13 protein-coding genes and 1 pseudogene are annotated in these 16,408 nt (G+C 57.6%); 8 read left to right on the top strand and 6 right to left on the bottom strand.

The features are described 5' to 3' along the window. Positions 1-63 precede the first annotated feature (63 nt). Genes K3758_RS05185 through otnC form a run of 4 tightly spaced genes read left to right on the top strand, consistent with a single transcriptional unit; the run spans position 64 to position 3,450 of the window. Positions 64-1,161: an isocitrate/isopropylmalate dehydrogenase family protein gene (locus K3758_RS05185; RefSeq protein ID WP_259948247.1), complete on the top strand. Its 1,098-nt coding sequence runs from the start codon at positions 64-66 to the stop codon at positions 1,159-1,161. A gap of 3 nt (positions 1,162-1,164) precedes the next feature. Further along, positions 1,165-1,551, top strand: a complete 387-nt coding sequence (locus K3758_RS05180) for a methylglyoxal synthase (RefSeq protein ID WP_259948239.1) — start codon at positions 1,165-1,167, stop codon at positions 1,549-1,551. 1 nt (position 1,552) lies between these two features. Next, positions 1,553-2,815, top strand: coding sequence for a 3-oxo-tetronate kinase (otnK, locus tag K3758_RS05175; protein WP_311201533.1), 1,263 nt, complete (start codon positions 1,553-1,555; stop codon positions 2,813-2,815). Next, the gene (otnC, locus tag K3758_RS05170) at positions 2,812-3,450 is read left to right on the top strand and encodes a 3-oxo-tetronate 4-phosphate decarboxylase (protein WP_259948236.1); all 639 of its coding nucleotides are present in this window, start codon (positions 2,812-2,814) and stop codon (positions 3,448-3,450) included. The genes otnK and otnC overlap by 4 nt, the downstream gene beginning before the upstream one ends. A gap of 88 nt (positions 3,451-3,538) precedes the next feature. Here the strand turns inward: otnC and K3758_RS05165 are convergent, their stop codons facing one another. From K3758_RS05165 to K3758_RS05155, 3 genes are all read right to left on the bottom strand, one after another. After that, entirely contained in the window at positions 3,539-5,185 is a 1,647-nt protein-coding gene (locus tag K3758_RS05165) for a BCCT family transporter (RefSeq protein WP_259948233.1), read from the bottom strand. Between the two features lie 161 nt (positions 5,186-5,346). Continuing rightward, positions 5,347-7,857 (bottom strand): CoA transferase, encoded by a 2,511-nt coding sequence (locus tag K3758_RS05160; protein ID WP_259948231.1) that lies wholly within the window; start codon positions 7,855-7,857, stop codon positions 5,347-5,349. Positions 7,858-7,882: 25 nt separating this feature from the next. Continuing rightward, entirely contained in the window at positions 7,883-9,547 is a 1,665-nt protein-coding gene (locus K3758_RS05155) for a GMC family oxidoreductase (protein ID WP_259948228.1), read from the bottom strand. Positions 9,548-9,723: 176 nt separating this feature from the next. Between K3758_RS05155 and K3758_RS05150 the strand changes: the two genes are divergently transcribed. Then, complete coding sequence (locus K3758_RS05150; RefSeq protein ID WP_259948222.1) at positions 9,724-10,629, top strand: LysR family transcriptional regulator; 906 nt, start codon at positions 9,724-9,726, stop codon at positions 10,627-10,629. Between the two features lie 208 nt (positions 10,630-10,837). On the opposite strand, the pseudogene tnpC reads toward K3758_RS05150, so the two are convergent. From tnpC to K3758_RS05130, 3 genes and pseudogenes are all read right to left on the bottom strand, one after another. After that, a pseudogene (tnpC, locus tag K3758_RS05140) lies at positions 10,838-11,943 on the bottom strand (IS66 family transposase). Beyond that, entirely contained in the window at positions 11,940-12,296 is a 357-nt protein-coding gene (locus K3758_RS05135; RefSeq protein ID WP_259948221.1) for a transposase, read from the bottom strand. The pseudogene tnpC and the gene K3758_RS05135 overlap by 4 nt, the downstream one beginning before the upstream one ends. Positions 12,297-12,839: 543 nt before the next feature. Beyond that, positions 12,840-13,022 (bottom strand): hypothetical protein, encoded by a 183-nt coding sequence (locus tag K3758_RS05130; protein ID WP_259948220.1) that lies wholly within the window; start codon positions 13,020-13,022, stop codon positions 12,840-12,842. A 483-nt stretch (positions 13,023-13,505) separates the two neighbouring features. On the opposite strand from K3758_RS05130, the gene dgoD reads away from it, so the two are divergent. The 3 genes from dgoD to K3758_RS05115 are packed head-to-tail and all read left to right on the top strand — an operon-like array spanning position 13,506 to position 16,406. Then, positions 13,506-14,636, top strand: a complete 1,131-nt coding sequence (dgoD, locus tag K3758_RS05125; protein WP_259948217.1) for a galactonate dehydratase — start codon at positions 13,506-13,508, stop codon at positions 14,634-14,636. A gap of 5 nt (positions 14,637-14,641) precedes the next feature. Continuing rightward, positions 14,642-15,403: an SDR family oxidoreductase gene (locus tag K3758_RS05120; RefSeq protein ID WP_259948215.1), complete on the top strand. Its 762-nt coding sequence runs from the start codon at positions 14,642-14,644 to the stop codon at positions 15,401-15,403. Between the two features lie 28 nt (positions 15,404-15,431). Continuing rightward, entirely contained in the window at positions 15,432-16,406 is a 975-nt protein-coding gene (locus K3758_RS05115) for a substrate-binding domain-containing protein (RefSeq protein ID WP_259948207.1), read from the top strand. Positions 16,407-16,408: the final 2 nt, after the last annotated feature.

Raw genomic sequence — 16,408 nt, 5'->3', positions numbered from 1 at the left:
TGCACGCAGGTTCGTGTGGGCTGCCTTCGACCAAAGTGAAATTTTAAGTCCAAGGAAAATGACATGGCTTCTGGTTTGAAAATCGCCCTTATCCGTGGGGATGGGATCGGTATTGATGTCGCAGATGCGACCATCGAAGTCGTCAATGCAGCCTGCGAAATAAGCCGCGCCCCTGCCCTTTCCTATGACGAGATCAACGCAGGCGCGGGCTACTATGCTGAAACCGGCCATGACATCGAGCCCGGTGGCGAAGAACGCGCAGGCGAGGCAGATGCCATCTTCCTAGGCGCGATCGGCCTGCCCTCGATCCGCCATGATGATGGCACAGAAATCTCACCTCACCTGCGCCTGCGCGACCGCTTTGGCCTTTACGCTGGCATTCGCCCCATCAAGGCCTACCCCAACGCGCCCCAACGGCTAGCCGATCCTCGTGCGGCGCAGATCGATATGGTGATCCTGCGCGAGTCCACCGAAGGGCTGTTCTATTCCGCCGCGGCCCATAAACGCAGCGAAGTGATCGGCGATACAGAGGTGCGCGACACCCTGCGCATCACCCGCGCAACTACAGAAAAGCTTCACAACTTCGCGTTCAAACTGGCCCAGAAACGCAAAGAGCGCGGCAAGCCCGGTCGCGTGACTTGTGTCGATAAGGCCAATGTTTTCACGTCGATGGCTTTCTTCCGCAAGATCTTTGACGAGATCAGACCGAACTACCCCGACATCGAGGCAAATTATAACTACGTCGACGCCCAAGCGCTTGATCTGGTGCGGCGTCCTTGGGATTTCGATGTCATGGTAATGGAGAACATGTTCGGCGATATCCTGTCTGATCTGGGCGGTGGTCTGGTCGGCGGCATGGGCATGGCTGCCTGTGCCGAAATTGGAGATGAAAACGGTCTTTTTCAGCCCGCCCATGGCAGCGCCCCTGATATCATGGGACAGGACAAGGCGAACCCCCTTGCCGCAATCCTGAGCGGAGCACTGATGCTGGACTACCTTGGCGAACGCTCTGGGGACAGTCGGTATACCGACGCGGCCGCTTTGATCGAAGCTTCCGTCGATAAGGGCTTTTCCGCCAATGCGCTGCGCCCGATGGAATTTGGCGGTGATATGGGTACCATCGCAACAACACGCGAAGTCGTGGCCGGCCTTAAGGGGTAACCGATGCGGATCGCGCTGGTTGCTCATGATTGCTGCAAGGACGCTTTAATTGCGTGGTCTACCCGCCATAAGGCGGTATTGGCGCAGCAAACACTCTATGCCACCGGAACGACGGGCAAACGTATCGCTCTGGAAACGAAGCTCAAGGTCACCCGGCTGCTAAGCGGACCGCTTGGGGGCGACCAACAGCTTGGCGCGATGATCGCAGAAGGCCGAATTGATGCCTTGGTCTTTTTCTTCGATCCGCTTTCAGCGGTACCCCACGATGTGGACGTCAAAGCCCTGCTGCGCGTCTCAGCGCTGTATCAGGCAATTGTCGCAACCAACCGTGCAACCGCAAATCTACTTATCGCGGCTCTCGAACGCGATATCGATCTGAAAGGATACTGAAATGCCCATCGTTCTTGGCGCTATCGCCGATGATTTCACCGGCGCCACAGATCTTGCCAATACGTTGGTCGGTGAAGGGATGCGGGTCGTTCAGGTCATCGGAGTCCCCAGCCCTGAAGCGACCTATGGCGATACGGATGCGGTTGTTGTGGCGCTGAAATCACGAACGGCGCCGGTAGAGGATGCAATTGCCGAGTCCTTGGCCGCGTTGAAGTGGCTCCAGTCAGAAGGCGCTGAACAAATCCTATTCAAATACTGCTCAACATTCGATTCAACACCGAAAGGAAACATCGGGCCAGTCGCTGATGCGCTGCGCGAAGCTCTGAGTTGCGAACTCACACTGATCTGCCCTGCTTTTCCTAAGAATGGCCGCACGATCTACAACGGCGTGCTCTTCGTCGGAGAGTTGCCCTTGGCGGAAAGCTCGATGAAGGATCACCCGCTAACGCCAATGCGCGATTCAAATCTTATGCGTCTGATGGAGGCGCAATCCACCGGCAAGGTAGGACTCATTCCCGCACCAATCGTTCAACGAGGTGTGCCAGCAATCCGCGCAAGAATGGAAGCGCTGATAGCCGGAGGCCATTCATACGCCGTTATCGACGCGCTAGACGATGCCGAACTGAGGACCATCGGCCAAGCTGCGGCAGATCACAAGCTGATCACCGGCGGCTCAGGTATCGCGCTCGGCTTGCCGGACAATTTCCGGGTGCGCGGCAAAATGACCCTTAGGCAAGACTTCAATTTCTCGGCCACCAACGGCCGTGCGCTGATTTTGGCGGGCAGTTGCTCGGCCGCCACGCGCGCACAGCTCGCACAGGCCAAGGCAATGTGGCCTCACGCAAAGGTGGATATCGATAGGGTCGCAGCGGGTGAGGATATGGTGACTGAATTGGCAGAATGGGCAAAAGCTCAGCCTAGCGATAGTCCAGTGATCATCTACGGGTCGGCAGAGCCAGAAGAAGTCGCAGGCATCCAGAAACGCTACGGCGTGGCCGCCTCTGGGCAAATGATGGAAGACACCCTAAGCGCCCTTGCTTTGCGCCTTACCGAGGCGGGCTTTCATCGGGTGGTGGTCGCAGGAGGAGAAACTTCCGGCGCGGTTGTCTCGGCCCTTCAAATCAGAACGCTCGAAATTGGCCCCGAGATCGCGCCAGGCGTGCCGTGGACCCAAGCATTGGACCGCCCCTTAACATTGGCGCTGAAGTCTGGAAACTTTGGTCAACCCAGCTTTTTCGAAGATGCCCTAAAGGTGCTACCATGAGTGATGCGAAAATCCGAGAAGACATCGTGCGCCGTGCAGCGTCGCTTTATAACCGGGGGCTCAGTTTCGGTTCCTCTGGGAACATCAGCGTGCGGGTCGACGACGGTTGGTTGATGACCCCAACCGGTTCCTCCATGGGAGACCTCGATCCAGCGCGCCTGTCATTGCTGGACCCCGAAGGCCGCCACATTTCAGGTGATGCCCCCACCAAAGAAGCATTCTTACATATGGCGATGTATGCCAAACGGTCCGGCGCGTCGGCCATCGTGCATCTGCACTCCACCCATTCCGTCGCCGTAAGCTGCCTGAAATGCATTAACCACAAAGATGTCCTCCCGCCTTTAACGGCTTACTACGTTATGCGTGTCGGCAAACTCCCCCTCGTGCCCTATTTCGCTCCGGGGGATATGGAATTGGCAAAGGCAGTCGGCGAAATGGCCTCGAACCACCATGCGGTTCTGTTGGCGAACCATGGGCCGGTTGTATCGGCGAAATCGCTGTCCGACGCGGTCTATGCGACCGAGGAGTTGGAGGAGACCGCAAAACTGTTTCTTGCACTCCAAGCGATGGAAACGCGGCCTCTCACAGCTGAACAGGTTGCGGATTTACAGCGGCGGTTCCCGACGCAAACCTGATGTTGCTATCGAGCAGTGCTCCGATCGCATCTTTCTCGAACCTAAGTACAATAAGCGGGGGCGCAGAGCATGCACCCCCGCAAAACCACTATTCTGCGACGTAGAAACTTTGAATACCGTTCTTGTCGCGAATGGCGTCACGAATGACCGCCTTAATCAGCGCGATGCACATCAAGAACATAACAAAGCTGAAGGGCAACGCCCCGATCACCATCGCTGTCTTGATGGCATTGAGCCCTCCAACCAGCAGCAAGCCGCCTACGACAAGGCTGAGCGCCACGCCCCAAAAGACGATGTGGGCACGACCCTTTGGGTTTTCCTCCCCCGCCGCGTTGATCGTGTTCACGATCAAGATCGCCGAGTCTGCTGTTGTAACTAAATAGGTCAGCAACAAAACCACAACAATCGCGGCCATCCCCCATGCCAATCCATCTGCCAGGATGAGGTCGAGCATTACGAAGAGTTGGCTTTCCTGACCAGCACCTGAAATCGCATCTCCTGCTGTGGCATTTAGGGTAAGATCGATCGCTGTGCCGCCGACAATTGTGAACCAAACGAAACACATCAACGAAGGGATAACGATTGCCCCCAAAACGTACTCACGAATGCTCCGCCCCCGTGAAATACGCGCTAAGAACACACCGACGAAGGGGGCGAAGGCGATCCACCATGCCCAATAGAAAACAGACCACCCCCCCTGCCATGCGGCCAACGCGTCACCCGTCTCAGTTCCATCCGCATGCCAAACGGTGAACAGCATTCTGGGCAGCTCTACCAGATAAGCAGAAAGCCCAGATACCAATGATCCGAGACCAAAGAAGGTGGACCCGAAGAGAATAAAGAATGCCAATAGGAAAAAGCTCAGCCCCATATTTAAGTTAGACAGCCACTTGATCCCCTTCCCGACCCCTGAAAGGGCCGAGAGCGTGGAGGCCCCGAGGATAACAATCAGTGCTACCACGATCCCCATGGCCGACGGTTTGCCATTCTCAGATATTATCCAATCGCCAAATCCGATACGGCTAAGCCCCGCGACAAACTGCTCAACGCCAAAGCCCAAGGTCTGGGCTACGCCGAGGATCGTGGCAACCACAGCGACAATATCGACGACGTGCCCGCCAATGCCTGACAGGTGCTTTCCGAAAAGGGGCGTGAGGCCGGAACGGACTGTAAGCGGCAAGCCGCGGCGATAGGAGAAATAGGCCAACGACAGCCCAACCAGCGCATAGCAGGCCCAAGCCGAAAAACCCCAATGCAGGAAAGACCAGACGTAGGCCGACGTCACATTGCTGCTTGCCGAACCAGTCGTCTCGCCCGTAATGACATTGGGATTGTTTGCGAAGTGGTACATTGGCTCAGCGGTGGCGAAGGTCAGCATGCCAATGCCAATTCCCGCGCCAAACATCATTGAGAACCACGAAAACCGCGAGAATTCAGGCTTGTCATCAGGCAGTCCGAGCACCAGGCGGCCGGTTGAGGGCACAAGCGCCAAACCGATGCAAAGCAGTAAAAAGAGCGCGACCACCCAAATGTACCAACTGGCGAAACTGCTCAGCATTGCGCCATTGAGCGCGTTCAGTACAGAAGCAGCATTCTCTGGGACGGTTATCGCCCAGACGATAAGGGCGCTCACCAGAATTTTCGATGGAATAGCGACACTGCGGGTAAAGCCGGAGTAGAATCCCCGGCGTGTGGTTGCGATATGCAAATCCATTAAGGGTGGTTTGTAGGCCATATATCCTCCATCATGGCAATAAGATCCAGACAGCCTCCTCCACTTGCCGTACACTGATGCACGACATGACTGGTCCGAACCCTTCGGGTAACGCAGCACCTCGGTTGTCCGAATGCGCCGCAATAGAAGGGCAGCCCGTTCGGCGCCGCCCTCATTTTTTGCTAGCTAGGCAGGTATTCTCCGCTCCAGCTTTCGCTGATCTGCCCCGATTTCAACATCCGCTCGATCGCGCCATCGGAATAGCCTAGCTCGGCCAGAACCCTGCGCGTGGAGGCTCCGAACTTCTCGGTTGGTGACAACGCAAAGACCCGCCCCCGCGCCGGTCGCACGGCATAGGGGTCAAGTTGAATGACCTCATGGCCGCTGGGATGGTCAGCATACTGCGAGAATGAGTAACTGCCCCGTTCGGTGCCCGGCGAGCCGTCCGGCTCGCGCATATTTTCGGAGCGCAGTTCGTCGATGTTATTGCACAACGCACAGCCGATATCGGCACTGCGCAACCGGGCGATCCATTCGGTTGCGGAGTGGGACTGGAAAGCTCCCGCCAGAAAAGCGGCACGCTCATCCGCAGGCACATTGGGCAGTTCTTCGAGTCCTTCCACAGCGCGAAAACGAGGGACGTCTGCTTCATAAGCGCTGAGCAGGATATAAACCCCCGAAGCGGTACTGTAAAAACGGCTTAGCGGGTCATAACCATTCACTTCCGGCCCTGAGGGCTCATCGAAAAGACCCCGTCCCCGGAAATCATAGGCGAAGGGGATTTGCAGCAGGCCGCTGTTTGAACTAAGCGAAGTGCGCCCCCGCCCGATCCGACCGAAACGATGTTTCTGGTAAAGCGACGCCGCCACAGCCAAAGCGCCGCCAAAGCCGCACATTACGTCAATGGTACCCACATGGGCGTGCTCTTCGGGCCGGTCCATCGCACCGCCAAAGCGCAGCATGATCCCCGTTGTAGCCTGTACGAGGTCGTCATAGCCGATGTAATCGGTCCGCACACCGCGCTGAACGCCGCTGAAGCAGTCAAGTTTACAAAAGATCGCTTCGGGATTCAGCTTACGCAGGCTTTCAGCATCAAGGCCCATCCGACGGATCTGACTGTCGGGCGCATTCCAAAAGATCACATCAACCGATTTCACAAGGTCTTCAAAAACCTTGCGGCCGTGCTCAGATTTGATGTCCGCCAGAATGGATTTCTTTCCTCGCCCCTGGCTCATCCCGTAAATCACGGTGTTCCAGCTGTCGTAAAGCGGCGTGGCCGGGTCCAATTTGATCACTTCAGCACCGAACCGCGCCAGATAGCTTGCGGCATGCGGCCCTGCGATCACGTTACACATGTCTAATACTCGAACGCCCGAGAGCCAGCCCTCCTGATCAATGCCCTCTTCCGGTTCGGGGATATCAGTTCGAAGTTTGCGCAAAGCCTTCAGGGCCACATCGAATTCGACCCATTGGCGCGGTGCGGGGGCCAGCGCCTCTTCGCCGCTTTCCTCCATCCACACTACAGGACCGGGTTGGGTCATCTCTCCGTAAATCGGATCATCGACGTCGATCATCAGGCCGGAAGCTTCGGCGTATTCGTCATTAATCCACTCTTGCAACCAACGTTGCGGTGCGCCCGGAATTCCAGCCCGCCCAAACATGCGTTTCCACTCGTGAGAGGTCCGGGTCATAAAGACCTCTTTCATCCGTGCAGCGATCTTATCTGCCCAAGGCTTCGGCATCGGATAGACACCGAGTGAGGTATCCGTCTCCCACTCTGCTTGCGGCTTGTAGGTGTCGTCTTCTTCCTGAAGCCCCTCTTCAACCATTTCGTCATAGAGGCCCAACACCTCAAGACAGCGCCGGGCATGGTGTTTATGGCTGGGGCAAACGACGTAGAACATACGCCCGTCCTTGCACATGTAGCTGCGAAAAAACGGATCCAGCAGTTCCTGCAAATCCTCATATGAAACGTTCATTGGCAGACCTTCGACGCGGCGGCGTTCAATTTCGATCTCGCGCTGCGTCAGATAGCGCTGCGGCATATCTGCGACCTTGATTGAATTATAGCACAGTCCTTCCATCACCGCGGCGGCCAGCGGCACTTCGATATGATCTCCCAAACCGGACAATTGCCGCGACTGAAGCGCCAGCACGGTGGCCGAGGCTGCAATTTGCGAGGCATAGGCCGACGACAGCGGCAAGGGAGAGAAGGACGGGTTCAACCCCATAAGGACGCGGTTTAGACCCATGTCCGTAAAGACGCCGGAATTAGCCGCGACGACGCTTTCAAACGCGCGTTGTTCGCGTCGTTCGGCATCGTTGGAGGCAAACCCGGGGATAGACACAGTGATCAACTCAGGCCGCGCGGTTCGCATCTCGGTAAAGTCGATTCCGAGTGCGGCCAGTTTGCCGGGGCGGAAGTTTTCAACAATGATGTCAGCCTCGGCGCAAAGCGCCCGTGCCTGCGCCAGCCCTTCTTCTGATTTCAGGTCAAGCGTCACAATCATCTTATTGCGCATCAGCGCAGCATTGGCGGGGCTGTCCCACATCGGTCCGTCCGGGGGATCAATATGTACGACAGTTGCGCCCAGATCCCCCAGCAACATCGCCACAGCAGGACCAGCGATATATTGGCCGAAGTCTATAACTTTTACCCCGGTCAAAGGAAGGTTGGATTTAGTGTTTCGCATATTTCCTCCTCGGGAAATGGGGGGTCTACTGGCCGGCAAGAATCCAGCGTGCTGCTTTTTCCGCGATCATCAAGGTGGGCGAATTGGTGTTTCCGCTGACTATTTCCGGCATGACACTGGCATCGACCACCCGCAGCCCTACTACGCCTTTCAGCCGCAGGTGCGGGTCGAGAACGGCGCTATCATCGTCAAGCCTCCCCATTCTGACCGTACCGGCAGGGTGAAAGATCGTATTGGCGATATCTCCCGCGAGTTTGGCGAGATCTGCGTCGCTTTGATATTGGGGCCCGGGCTTGTATTCCTCCGGCTCATAAGGTCGCATCGCAGGCTTCGCCATAATCTCGCGCACTTGGCGCAGGCTGTCGGCGGCAACTTTGCGGTCGTCTTCTGTCGCCAAATAATTTGGCGAGATCATCGGCGCATCGCGGAAATTGGCAGACCGAATCCGGACATGCCCGCGACTGGAGGGGTTGAGGTTACAAACGCTGACCGTAATTGCCGGAAACTTATGAAGGTCGTCACCAAAGGCTTCGAGGCTCAGAGGTTGCACGTGATATTCGAGATTTGCATAGGTCCGTTTCGGGTCCGAGCGCGTGAACGCCCCGAGCTGACTGGGGGACATGCTCATCGGGCCAGAACGCTTGAAGAGATATTCTGCCCCAATGGCGGCCTTACCCAAAAGGTTTCCCGCCAATGTGTTCAGTGTTCGTGTCCCCGCCACTTTATAGACCGCACGGATCTGCAGGTGATCCTGAAGGTTTTCCCCCACAGGCGCGTCTCGCACCACCTCGATGCCATGCGTCTTTAACAAGTTTGCCGGGCCAATACCCGACAGTTGCAATATCTGTGGGGAGTTGATCGCGCCAGCTGATAGAACTGTCTCACGCCGCGCGGTCACCTCAACCGTCCGCCCTTTACGTTGAACCCGCGCGCCGTTGCAGCGTAGCTGCCCTTGCGGATTAGTTTCAAATACCAGCTTCTCCACCTGAGCTTCAGTCCAGACAGTCAGGTTCTGCCGATCCTTGGCGGGCCGCAAAAAAGCTTTAGACGTATTCCACCGCCAACCAGAGCGCTGGTTCACGTCAAAATAGCCAACACCTGCGTTGTCACCAGAATTGAAATCTTCTGTCTTCTCGATTCCTGCCTGTTCTGCCGCATCGGCAAAGCTATCCAAGACGTCCCAGCGCAGCCGCTGCTTTTCAACTCTCCATTCCCCGCCATGCCCATGCATGTCGGAAAATCGGCTGTTGTCGCCCGTGGTCGGGTCGGCGCTATCGTCAAGCTTTTGATGATCCTCATGTGCCATGAAGTCGCGCAGCGAGCTTACCCAGCCCCAGTCCTCGTCTCCGCTAAGGGACGCCCAATTGTCGTAGTCTCTGGCCTGCCCGCGCATATAGATCATGCCGTTGATCGAAGAGCAGCCTCCTAAAGCCTTGCCGCGCGGATAGCGTAAGACCCGGCCGTTCAGCCCGGGATCAGCCTCGGTATTGTACATCCAATCGGTACGTGGATTGCCGATGCAATAGAGGTACCCGACAGGAATATGGATCCAGTGATAGTTGTCCCGCCGCCCAGCTTCGAGCAGCAGAACCCGGTTGCTCGGATCCGCGCTCAGCCGATTGGCCAGAAGACACCCTGCGGAACCGCCCCCAATGACGATAAAGTCGAATTCACTCTCGGCTTGCGACACCGCCCGGCCTCCCCTTTGTCATTGCTGCAGCATTCGTGCGAGGGGCTCGCTGCGATCGAACCGCGCAACTCACTACTCCAAAGGCCCCAGGCCGCTGCAACATCCGCCTAGGTTTAGTTAGCCAAGCGCAGCTTTCCTAATGACAAATTCCTTCGCCTGATATTAAAGATTTTAATATGGACAGACTGACGAACGTGAATGGAATTTTGGCTTTCGCAACCGTTGCGCGTGAGGGCAGCGTCTCGCGCGCAGCCGAGGTGCTCAACCTCACCCAACCCGCGCTCAGCCATCAGATCAAACGCCTGAGTACGGACCTAGGTGTCACCCTGTTCACACGCTCGCCGCGCGGCCTGGTGCTCACGGCTGATGGCACGACACTGTTGCCGCTGGCAGAGCAGGTTCTCGCCGCCATGTCCGATTTCCATCGCCGCGCGAGCACGCAGTTTGGTGAGCTGTCAGGCAAACTAAAAATTGGCACTATTGTTGATCCCGAGTTCATCCGCCTTGGACGGTTGTTAAGCCAGTTGGGCAAGGCTCATCCCAAAGTGACTACAGAGTTGGTACACGGCATCAGCGGGGACATCCTGCGCATGCTCAAGGGACGCCAGCTTGATGCTGGCTTTTACCTCACCGATCCGAATGAAGTGGACGCAATTTCTTCGACACGGCCTTTGCATACCAAAACGCTAGCTGAATTCTTTTATCGCGTCATTGCGCCCGCAGGATGGGAGGCGCAGCTCGCCTCCGACGATTGGGCGCAGCTTGCAGCCCTTCCTTGGATCGGCACCTCGCACGCCTCGGCCCATCATCGCCTTTTAGCAAACATCTTTGCGCGCCATGGCTGTCAGCAAAAGACAGTCGCTTTGGTCGACCATGAAGCCTCTATGCTAGAAATGGTTCGCTCTGGTGTGGGGCTAAGCCTGTGCCGCGAATCCATCGCGTTGCATGAGCGTCAGAGTTTTGGCCTGACAGTGTGCGAGGGCTTGCGCGTGCCCGCCTGCCTATTGATCATTGCCTTAGAGGACCGGATGAAAGACCCCGTCGTCGCAGCGCTCTTTGAGCAGGTGCAGAAAGTTTGGTGAACGGTCAGTTTGTCATTACATGTGTGGATGGCTACTGCCAAGAAAGGCGTTTTTAAGTGGATGTGTAGATTTCCCAGAAGCAGTCCTGTGTCCCGGTCTGTTTGTGCGGTTTTGACCGCTGGCCAAGCGCTATGCAATTCGATGTAGCTTTGGGTTCCATCATCAGGCGTGTAATCAATGTAAGCGTCAGCTGAGCCGCACGTCGATTTCACGTTGACGGATTGAAGTTCCAAGGCAGTAATTCGTCGATACGGTTTTGGGGATGCCCGCATGCGATGGCCTTGAGGTAGGCAGAGGGTTCGACGCCGTTAATCTTGGCGGTTTCAATCTGCAAAGCGATGCGGCCCCAAGCTTTTCCGCCCTCGTCATGACCCGCAAATAAGGCGTTTTTCCTGTTCAGCGCGATCGGGCGGATCATGTTCTCGACGCTGTTGGAGGCGATTTCGACGCGGCCGCCATGAAGGAAAGTCTGCAGGCCATCCCAATGACGGTGGATCTAGGCAAGCTTTTCGTCAAGCCGGGATTTAGCCGAGACGCGCAGTTGTTGCTTCTGCAGCCAGTCACCGAAGGCAGAGACCAGCGGAGCGGCCCGCGTCTGACGGGGAGAGAGACGCGGGCCGGAAGGTAACCCGCGGATATCGGCTTCAACGGCGTAAATCTCAGCTACACGGCGCAGGCCTTCAGCCGCGATTTCGGATCCATCGCGATCGAACACCTCCTTCAGCTTGCGACGTATGTGCGCACAGCAATACGCCACGCGGATTGGTTCGCCGCTCTTGCGGGAGGGGCGCGTCAGGCGGTTGTAGCCCTGATAGCCATCGATCTGCAGAGTGCCATCAAACCTTGCAGTATCTGTTCTGTGTTCTTACCAGCGCGGTCGGGAGCGTAGGTGAAGACTACGCCGGGCGGATCGGCGCCGCCCCACCGCCGATCATCACGGGCCAGTGCCCAGAGGTAGCCGGTCTTGGTCCGGCCGCGCCCGGGATCGAGCACTGGCGCCGTGGTCTCGTCCATGAAGAGCTTGGTGGACGCCTTCAGATGCTCGGCCAGTCGGTCGACCACGGGCCTGAGGTGGAACGCGGCGACACCGACCCAGTCGACCAGCGTGCCGCGATGGATGTTAACTCCGGAACGTCCAAGGATCTGGCTCTGTCGATATAGCGGAAGATAGTCGGCGTATTTGCTGACCAGCACATGCGCGATAGCCCCTTCGGTCGGCAGACCACCTTCGACCAGAGCGGCGGGGGCCGGTGCCTGCGTAACACCATTGGTGCAGGTGCGGCAGGCGTAATTGGGGCGGACGGTAACTATCACACGCAATTGCGCGGGCACGAAGGCCAGCCGGTCGGTGCGGCCTCGCCGATCTTGTGCATCGGCCCGCAGCCGCAAGGGCAAACAAGGCTGTCGGATTCGTCGACCTGCTCGATCCGCGGCAGGTCCTCGGGCAGGTTGCCGCAATTGCTTTTGGCCACCCGTTTGCGCTTGGGCGGGGCCTCGCCGAATGATTGATCCTGCTTTTGCTCCTCGGTCTCGGCAACCGCGATCTGCGGGTCCTCAAAGGCCAGCTGCCGCTCGTCTTCACTCAGCTTTTCCGATCGCCTGCCACCTCTCGTCGGGCAGGCTCTGCCAAGACGGGATCGGTGTCGCAGTTTTGGATCGGGTCCCATGGAATAGCTCGAGTTGCGTCGTCATCATTTTGCAGGGCATTGGCCGACCTCCGAATCGTGGGCTCGGAGTCCAATGCTGCTTCAGTAGGTGAGGAGGAGTCGGATTTATTGAACGAGATACGGTCCGCATCGCGGATTAGGTCTACAAGGGCCAGCGTATACAGGCCCACATTTGCCGTATCGGCCTCGTGACAAGAGGCACAAGCGACCCGATCAAATATCAGTACGGGGACTTCCAGAAATCGGTCCGACCGGCCGCCAGTAAGATTGCATCGTAACACTGCATCACCAGGCTTATCGATCTCGTGATGGGTATAGACCGACTGGCCAAACCAAGGATGCCAGCGATAGAGAACCTCCCGGCACTCGATAACGTGGGTGCTCTGGCGTGCTGTTGTACAATAACCGCCGCCCGCACAAAGCACTTGGCGGCCGACCACCAGCAGTGGTCTACTCGCTGAAAGTCAAAGCAACGCAACCCGATCAGCAGGAGCAGATCAGAGCTTAAAAGGCGCCAGATCCTGTCCAAGCAATGGGGGCACCTCAATGCTCGATCTGGAGCTTGCGGATGTCGCGCTGCAGGGCTTCACGCTGACGCTCCAATTCTTCGAGCTCTGAATAAAGGGCTCTCTTCTCCCGTTTAATCATGGCAGGAGCCTCCGGGCCAAGGAGCTGGTTTTTCCAAGCATAGAGCGTTGACCGACTAACTCTGAACTTTTTGGCCAAGGCCTAGGCACTTTCTTGACGACTATATAGCTCGACCACAGCCGCCATGGGTGGCATAATGTTTTAACGCGCCCTGCTCCTGTTCCGTCGACAACCTAGGCGGGCGCGGCGCCGATCGTATCGGCAAGTCCTGCAGACGTTCGTCTTCACTATGCCACCCTTTCAGCGCGTTCTTCATTGGATACCCCAATTCACGGATGGTGGCCTGCATGCGCTTAACGAGCTTGATATAAAAGCTTAACCGCGCGCAGTCGCTCTTCGTAGGCGTACATGGACTATCTCCAAGATAGTTCAACTTTTCGTCCGCACCCGCGCCGGGTCAGTTCTCTGTGACAATCAACTCACCATGGCGCTCAATCGATGCACACGCATGCCGGGCATATCCATCTTGACAAGCACTACAATTAAAGTTATTTGTACTACAAATGAGAGGTATTTGTCGTGCGTATCACTAGGATTTCAGCAATTGTTTGCAATGCCGAAATGCGTAACTGGGTCTTCGTTCGGGTCGAAACAGATGTACCGGGGCTGGTGGGCTGGGGCGAGTCAACGCTCGAATGGAAAACACGCGCGGTGACCGGGGCCATCGCAGATATCGAACCGCTTCTCATTGGACAGGATCCCCGCAATATCGAACATTGCTACCAGATTATGACGCGCCACGGGTTCTGGCGGATGGGCGTGATCGGCATGTCGGCCATAAGCGGCATCGAAATCGCTTTGTGGGACATTCTCGGGAAATCGCTGGATACACCGGTTTGGCGGCTCTTGGGCGGGCAGGTACGCGATCACCTGAGGACCTACACGCATCTTGGCATGGGCAGCATGACCTCAGTTTACGAGACCGATGGTATCCAGGAGTTGGCAGAACGCGGTCGCGCCGTAGTCGATGCGGGCTACAGTGCCGTCAAGGTCGTCGCGGTTCCCTATTCGCACTACATCGCGTCGGGCCGGGCGATCGACCGCGTCGGCGAATCGGTCGCTGCGCTGCGTTCCGAGGTCGGGCCAGATATCGACATCATGGTGGATTTCCATGGGCGCCCGGCATCAGCCGCGCTCGCGCGGGAGTTCCTTAAGGTTCTCGAGCCCTCTCGGATACTTTTTGCCGAAGAGCCCGTGCCGCCGGAAAATGTAGAGGGGATGGCCGAGTTGACGCGGTCTTCCCCGGTGACCATCGCTGGAGGAGAGCGGCTTGTTGGCCGAGCAGGCTTTGACGCGGCGCTCAAGGCAGGCACCTTTCATATTGCGCAGCCGGATATCGTCCATGTCGGCGGGCTATGGGAAGCAAAAAAGATTGCAGCAATGTGTGAGACGGCCGGAGTCGGTGTGGCGCCGCACAATCCATTGGGCCCGATCGCCGGCATCGCCGCGCTGCACTTTGGGGTCTCGACCCCGAACCATATCATTCAAGAAGAGATGGTCGGCGCAGTGCCGTGGTATGACAGCGTGGTCGAATGGCCCATCGACAAGGTGGCAGGACGCTGGGACCTGCCAAATAAGCCGGGCTTGGGATTGGAGGTCGATGAGGAAGAGGTAGCAGCCCATCCGTTTCAGCAAGAAGTCCTTCACACCCGTAATGCAGTGCTGCCCGATGGCACCATCGTGGATTGGTGATCGCTATGTCAGGACGCTTGCAAAACAAGATCGCGATTATCACCGGCGCGGGTCGGGGCATCGGCGCTGCAATCGCGCGTGCTTTTGCCGCCGAAGGGGCTAACGTGGTGGTTGCCGAAATGGATGAGGTAACCGGAACAGCGGTGGCCTCGGAGATCGGTGGTCTTTTCTGCCGCTGCGACGTCACGGTGCAACTTGATGTCGACAGGACGATCCACGAGACACTCGATCGGTTCGGCCGGATCGATATCCTTGTGAACAACGCAGGCGTCAACGTGTTTCACCGCCCGCATGAGATGCCGCGCTCCGAATGGGCACGCTGTATGGCACTGGATCTCGAAGCTTGCTGGGCCATGTCTGAGGCGGTGCTACCCGATATGCGCAGCCGTCGCGCCGGTGTAATCCTTAATATCGCGAGCACGCATGGCTTCAAGATCATACCTCACACGTTTCCCTATCCCGTGGCCAAGCACGGGCTAATCGGACTGACCCGATCTCTGGGTATCGAATATGCGGCCGAGAGCATCCGCGTGAACGCGATCGCCCCGGGCTATATCGACACCGAGATCGCCCGTGACTACTGGGCGGGGTTCGACGACCCCGCAGCAGAGCGGCAGCGCGCCGAGAACCTGCACCCACCGGGCCGGATCGGCCAGCCCGAAGAGGTTGCCATGACGGCGGTCTTCCTGGCCTCAGACGAAGCCTCTTTCATTAACGCCGAGACGATCACCATCGACGGAGGCCGCTCGGCTTTGTTCCACGATTGACACCACAATTTCTTTGGGAGGAGAAACCATGAAACAATTAAAATTTACAGCTGCCTGCCTTGCCGGTCTGGCCGTTCCGTTTGGCGCTGCTGCGCAAGACGATGACATCAAGATCGGCTATATTAACAAGATGGGCGATCACCCTTGGTTCGTGGCCGAGGTTGCCGGCGCATCCGAAGCCGCCGAAGCCGCCGGCGCCGAGTTTGTCAGCCAGGACGTGCAGTTCAACGCCGACCTCGCCATCACTACACTTGACACGATGATCGGCGATGGCGTCGACGGGATTGCCATCGTGGTTCCCGACCGGGCGCTTGGGCCGGTGGTCGCGGCGCGCGCCGCAGAAGCCGGTGTGCCGCTGGTCGCGGTGGATGACGACATTCAGGACCAAGATGGCAATTCGGTGCCCTATGTCGGTCTTAACGCCTTCGCCATCGGCGAGCGCGTGGGCGAGAATCTTGCCAAGTTCTACGAACAAAGCGGCTGGGACAGGGACACTGTCGGCATCGTCTCGATCGAGGATCGCAAGGCTGACACGTGCATGCAGCGCAATGGCGGGGCCGAAAAGGCACTTCTGGCGAACTCCAATCTTACCAAAGATCAGATCGTGCGAGCAGCCTATGACAATACTATGGTCAACGCTATCGACGTGATGACGACCACGCTGACGGCCAACCCGCAGTACGATCACTGGATTTTCTATGCTTGCAATGATGACGGTGTGCTTGGCGCGGCCCGGGCGATGGAGAACTCGGGCTACCCGGCAGAGTTCGGCATTGGCATCGGCATCGACGGCAGCCGCGCCTGCGATGCCTTCGGCAACGGGCGCAGCTCGGCCTTCAAGGGGACCATGTGGCTAAATTCGGCAAACCATGGCCGCGACGCCGTGAACCTGCTGCTCGCGTCGATCAAGGACGGCACACCGCTTCCCGCGGCGACCTATTCCGACCCGGAATTCGTTACCATGTCTAATTTCGATGACTACACTGACCGGCTCTGCAACTGACC

Source organism: Sulfitobacter sp. W002, assembly GCF_025142135.1.
Classification (GTDB): Bacteria; Pseudomonadota; Alphaproteobacteria; order Rhodobacterales; family Rhodobacteraceae; genus Sulfitobacter; species Sulfitobacter profundi.
Note: the sequence above shows the minus strand (reverse complement) of the source record. Positions and strands in the feature narration are given on the sequence as shown.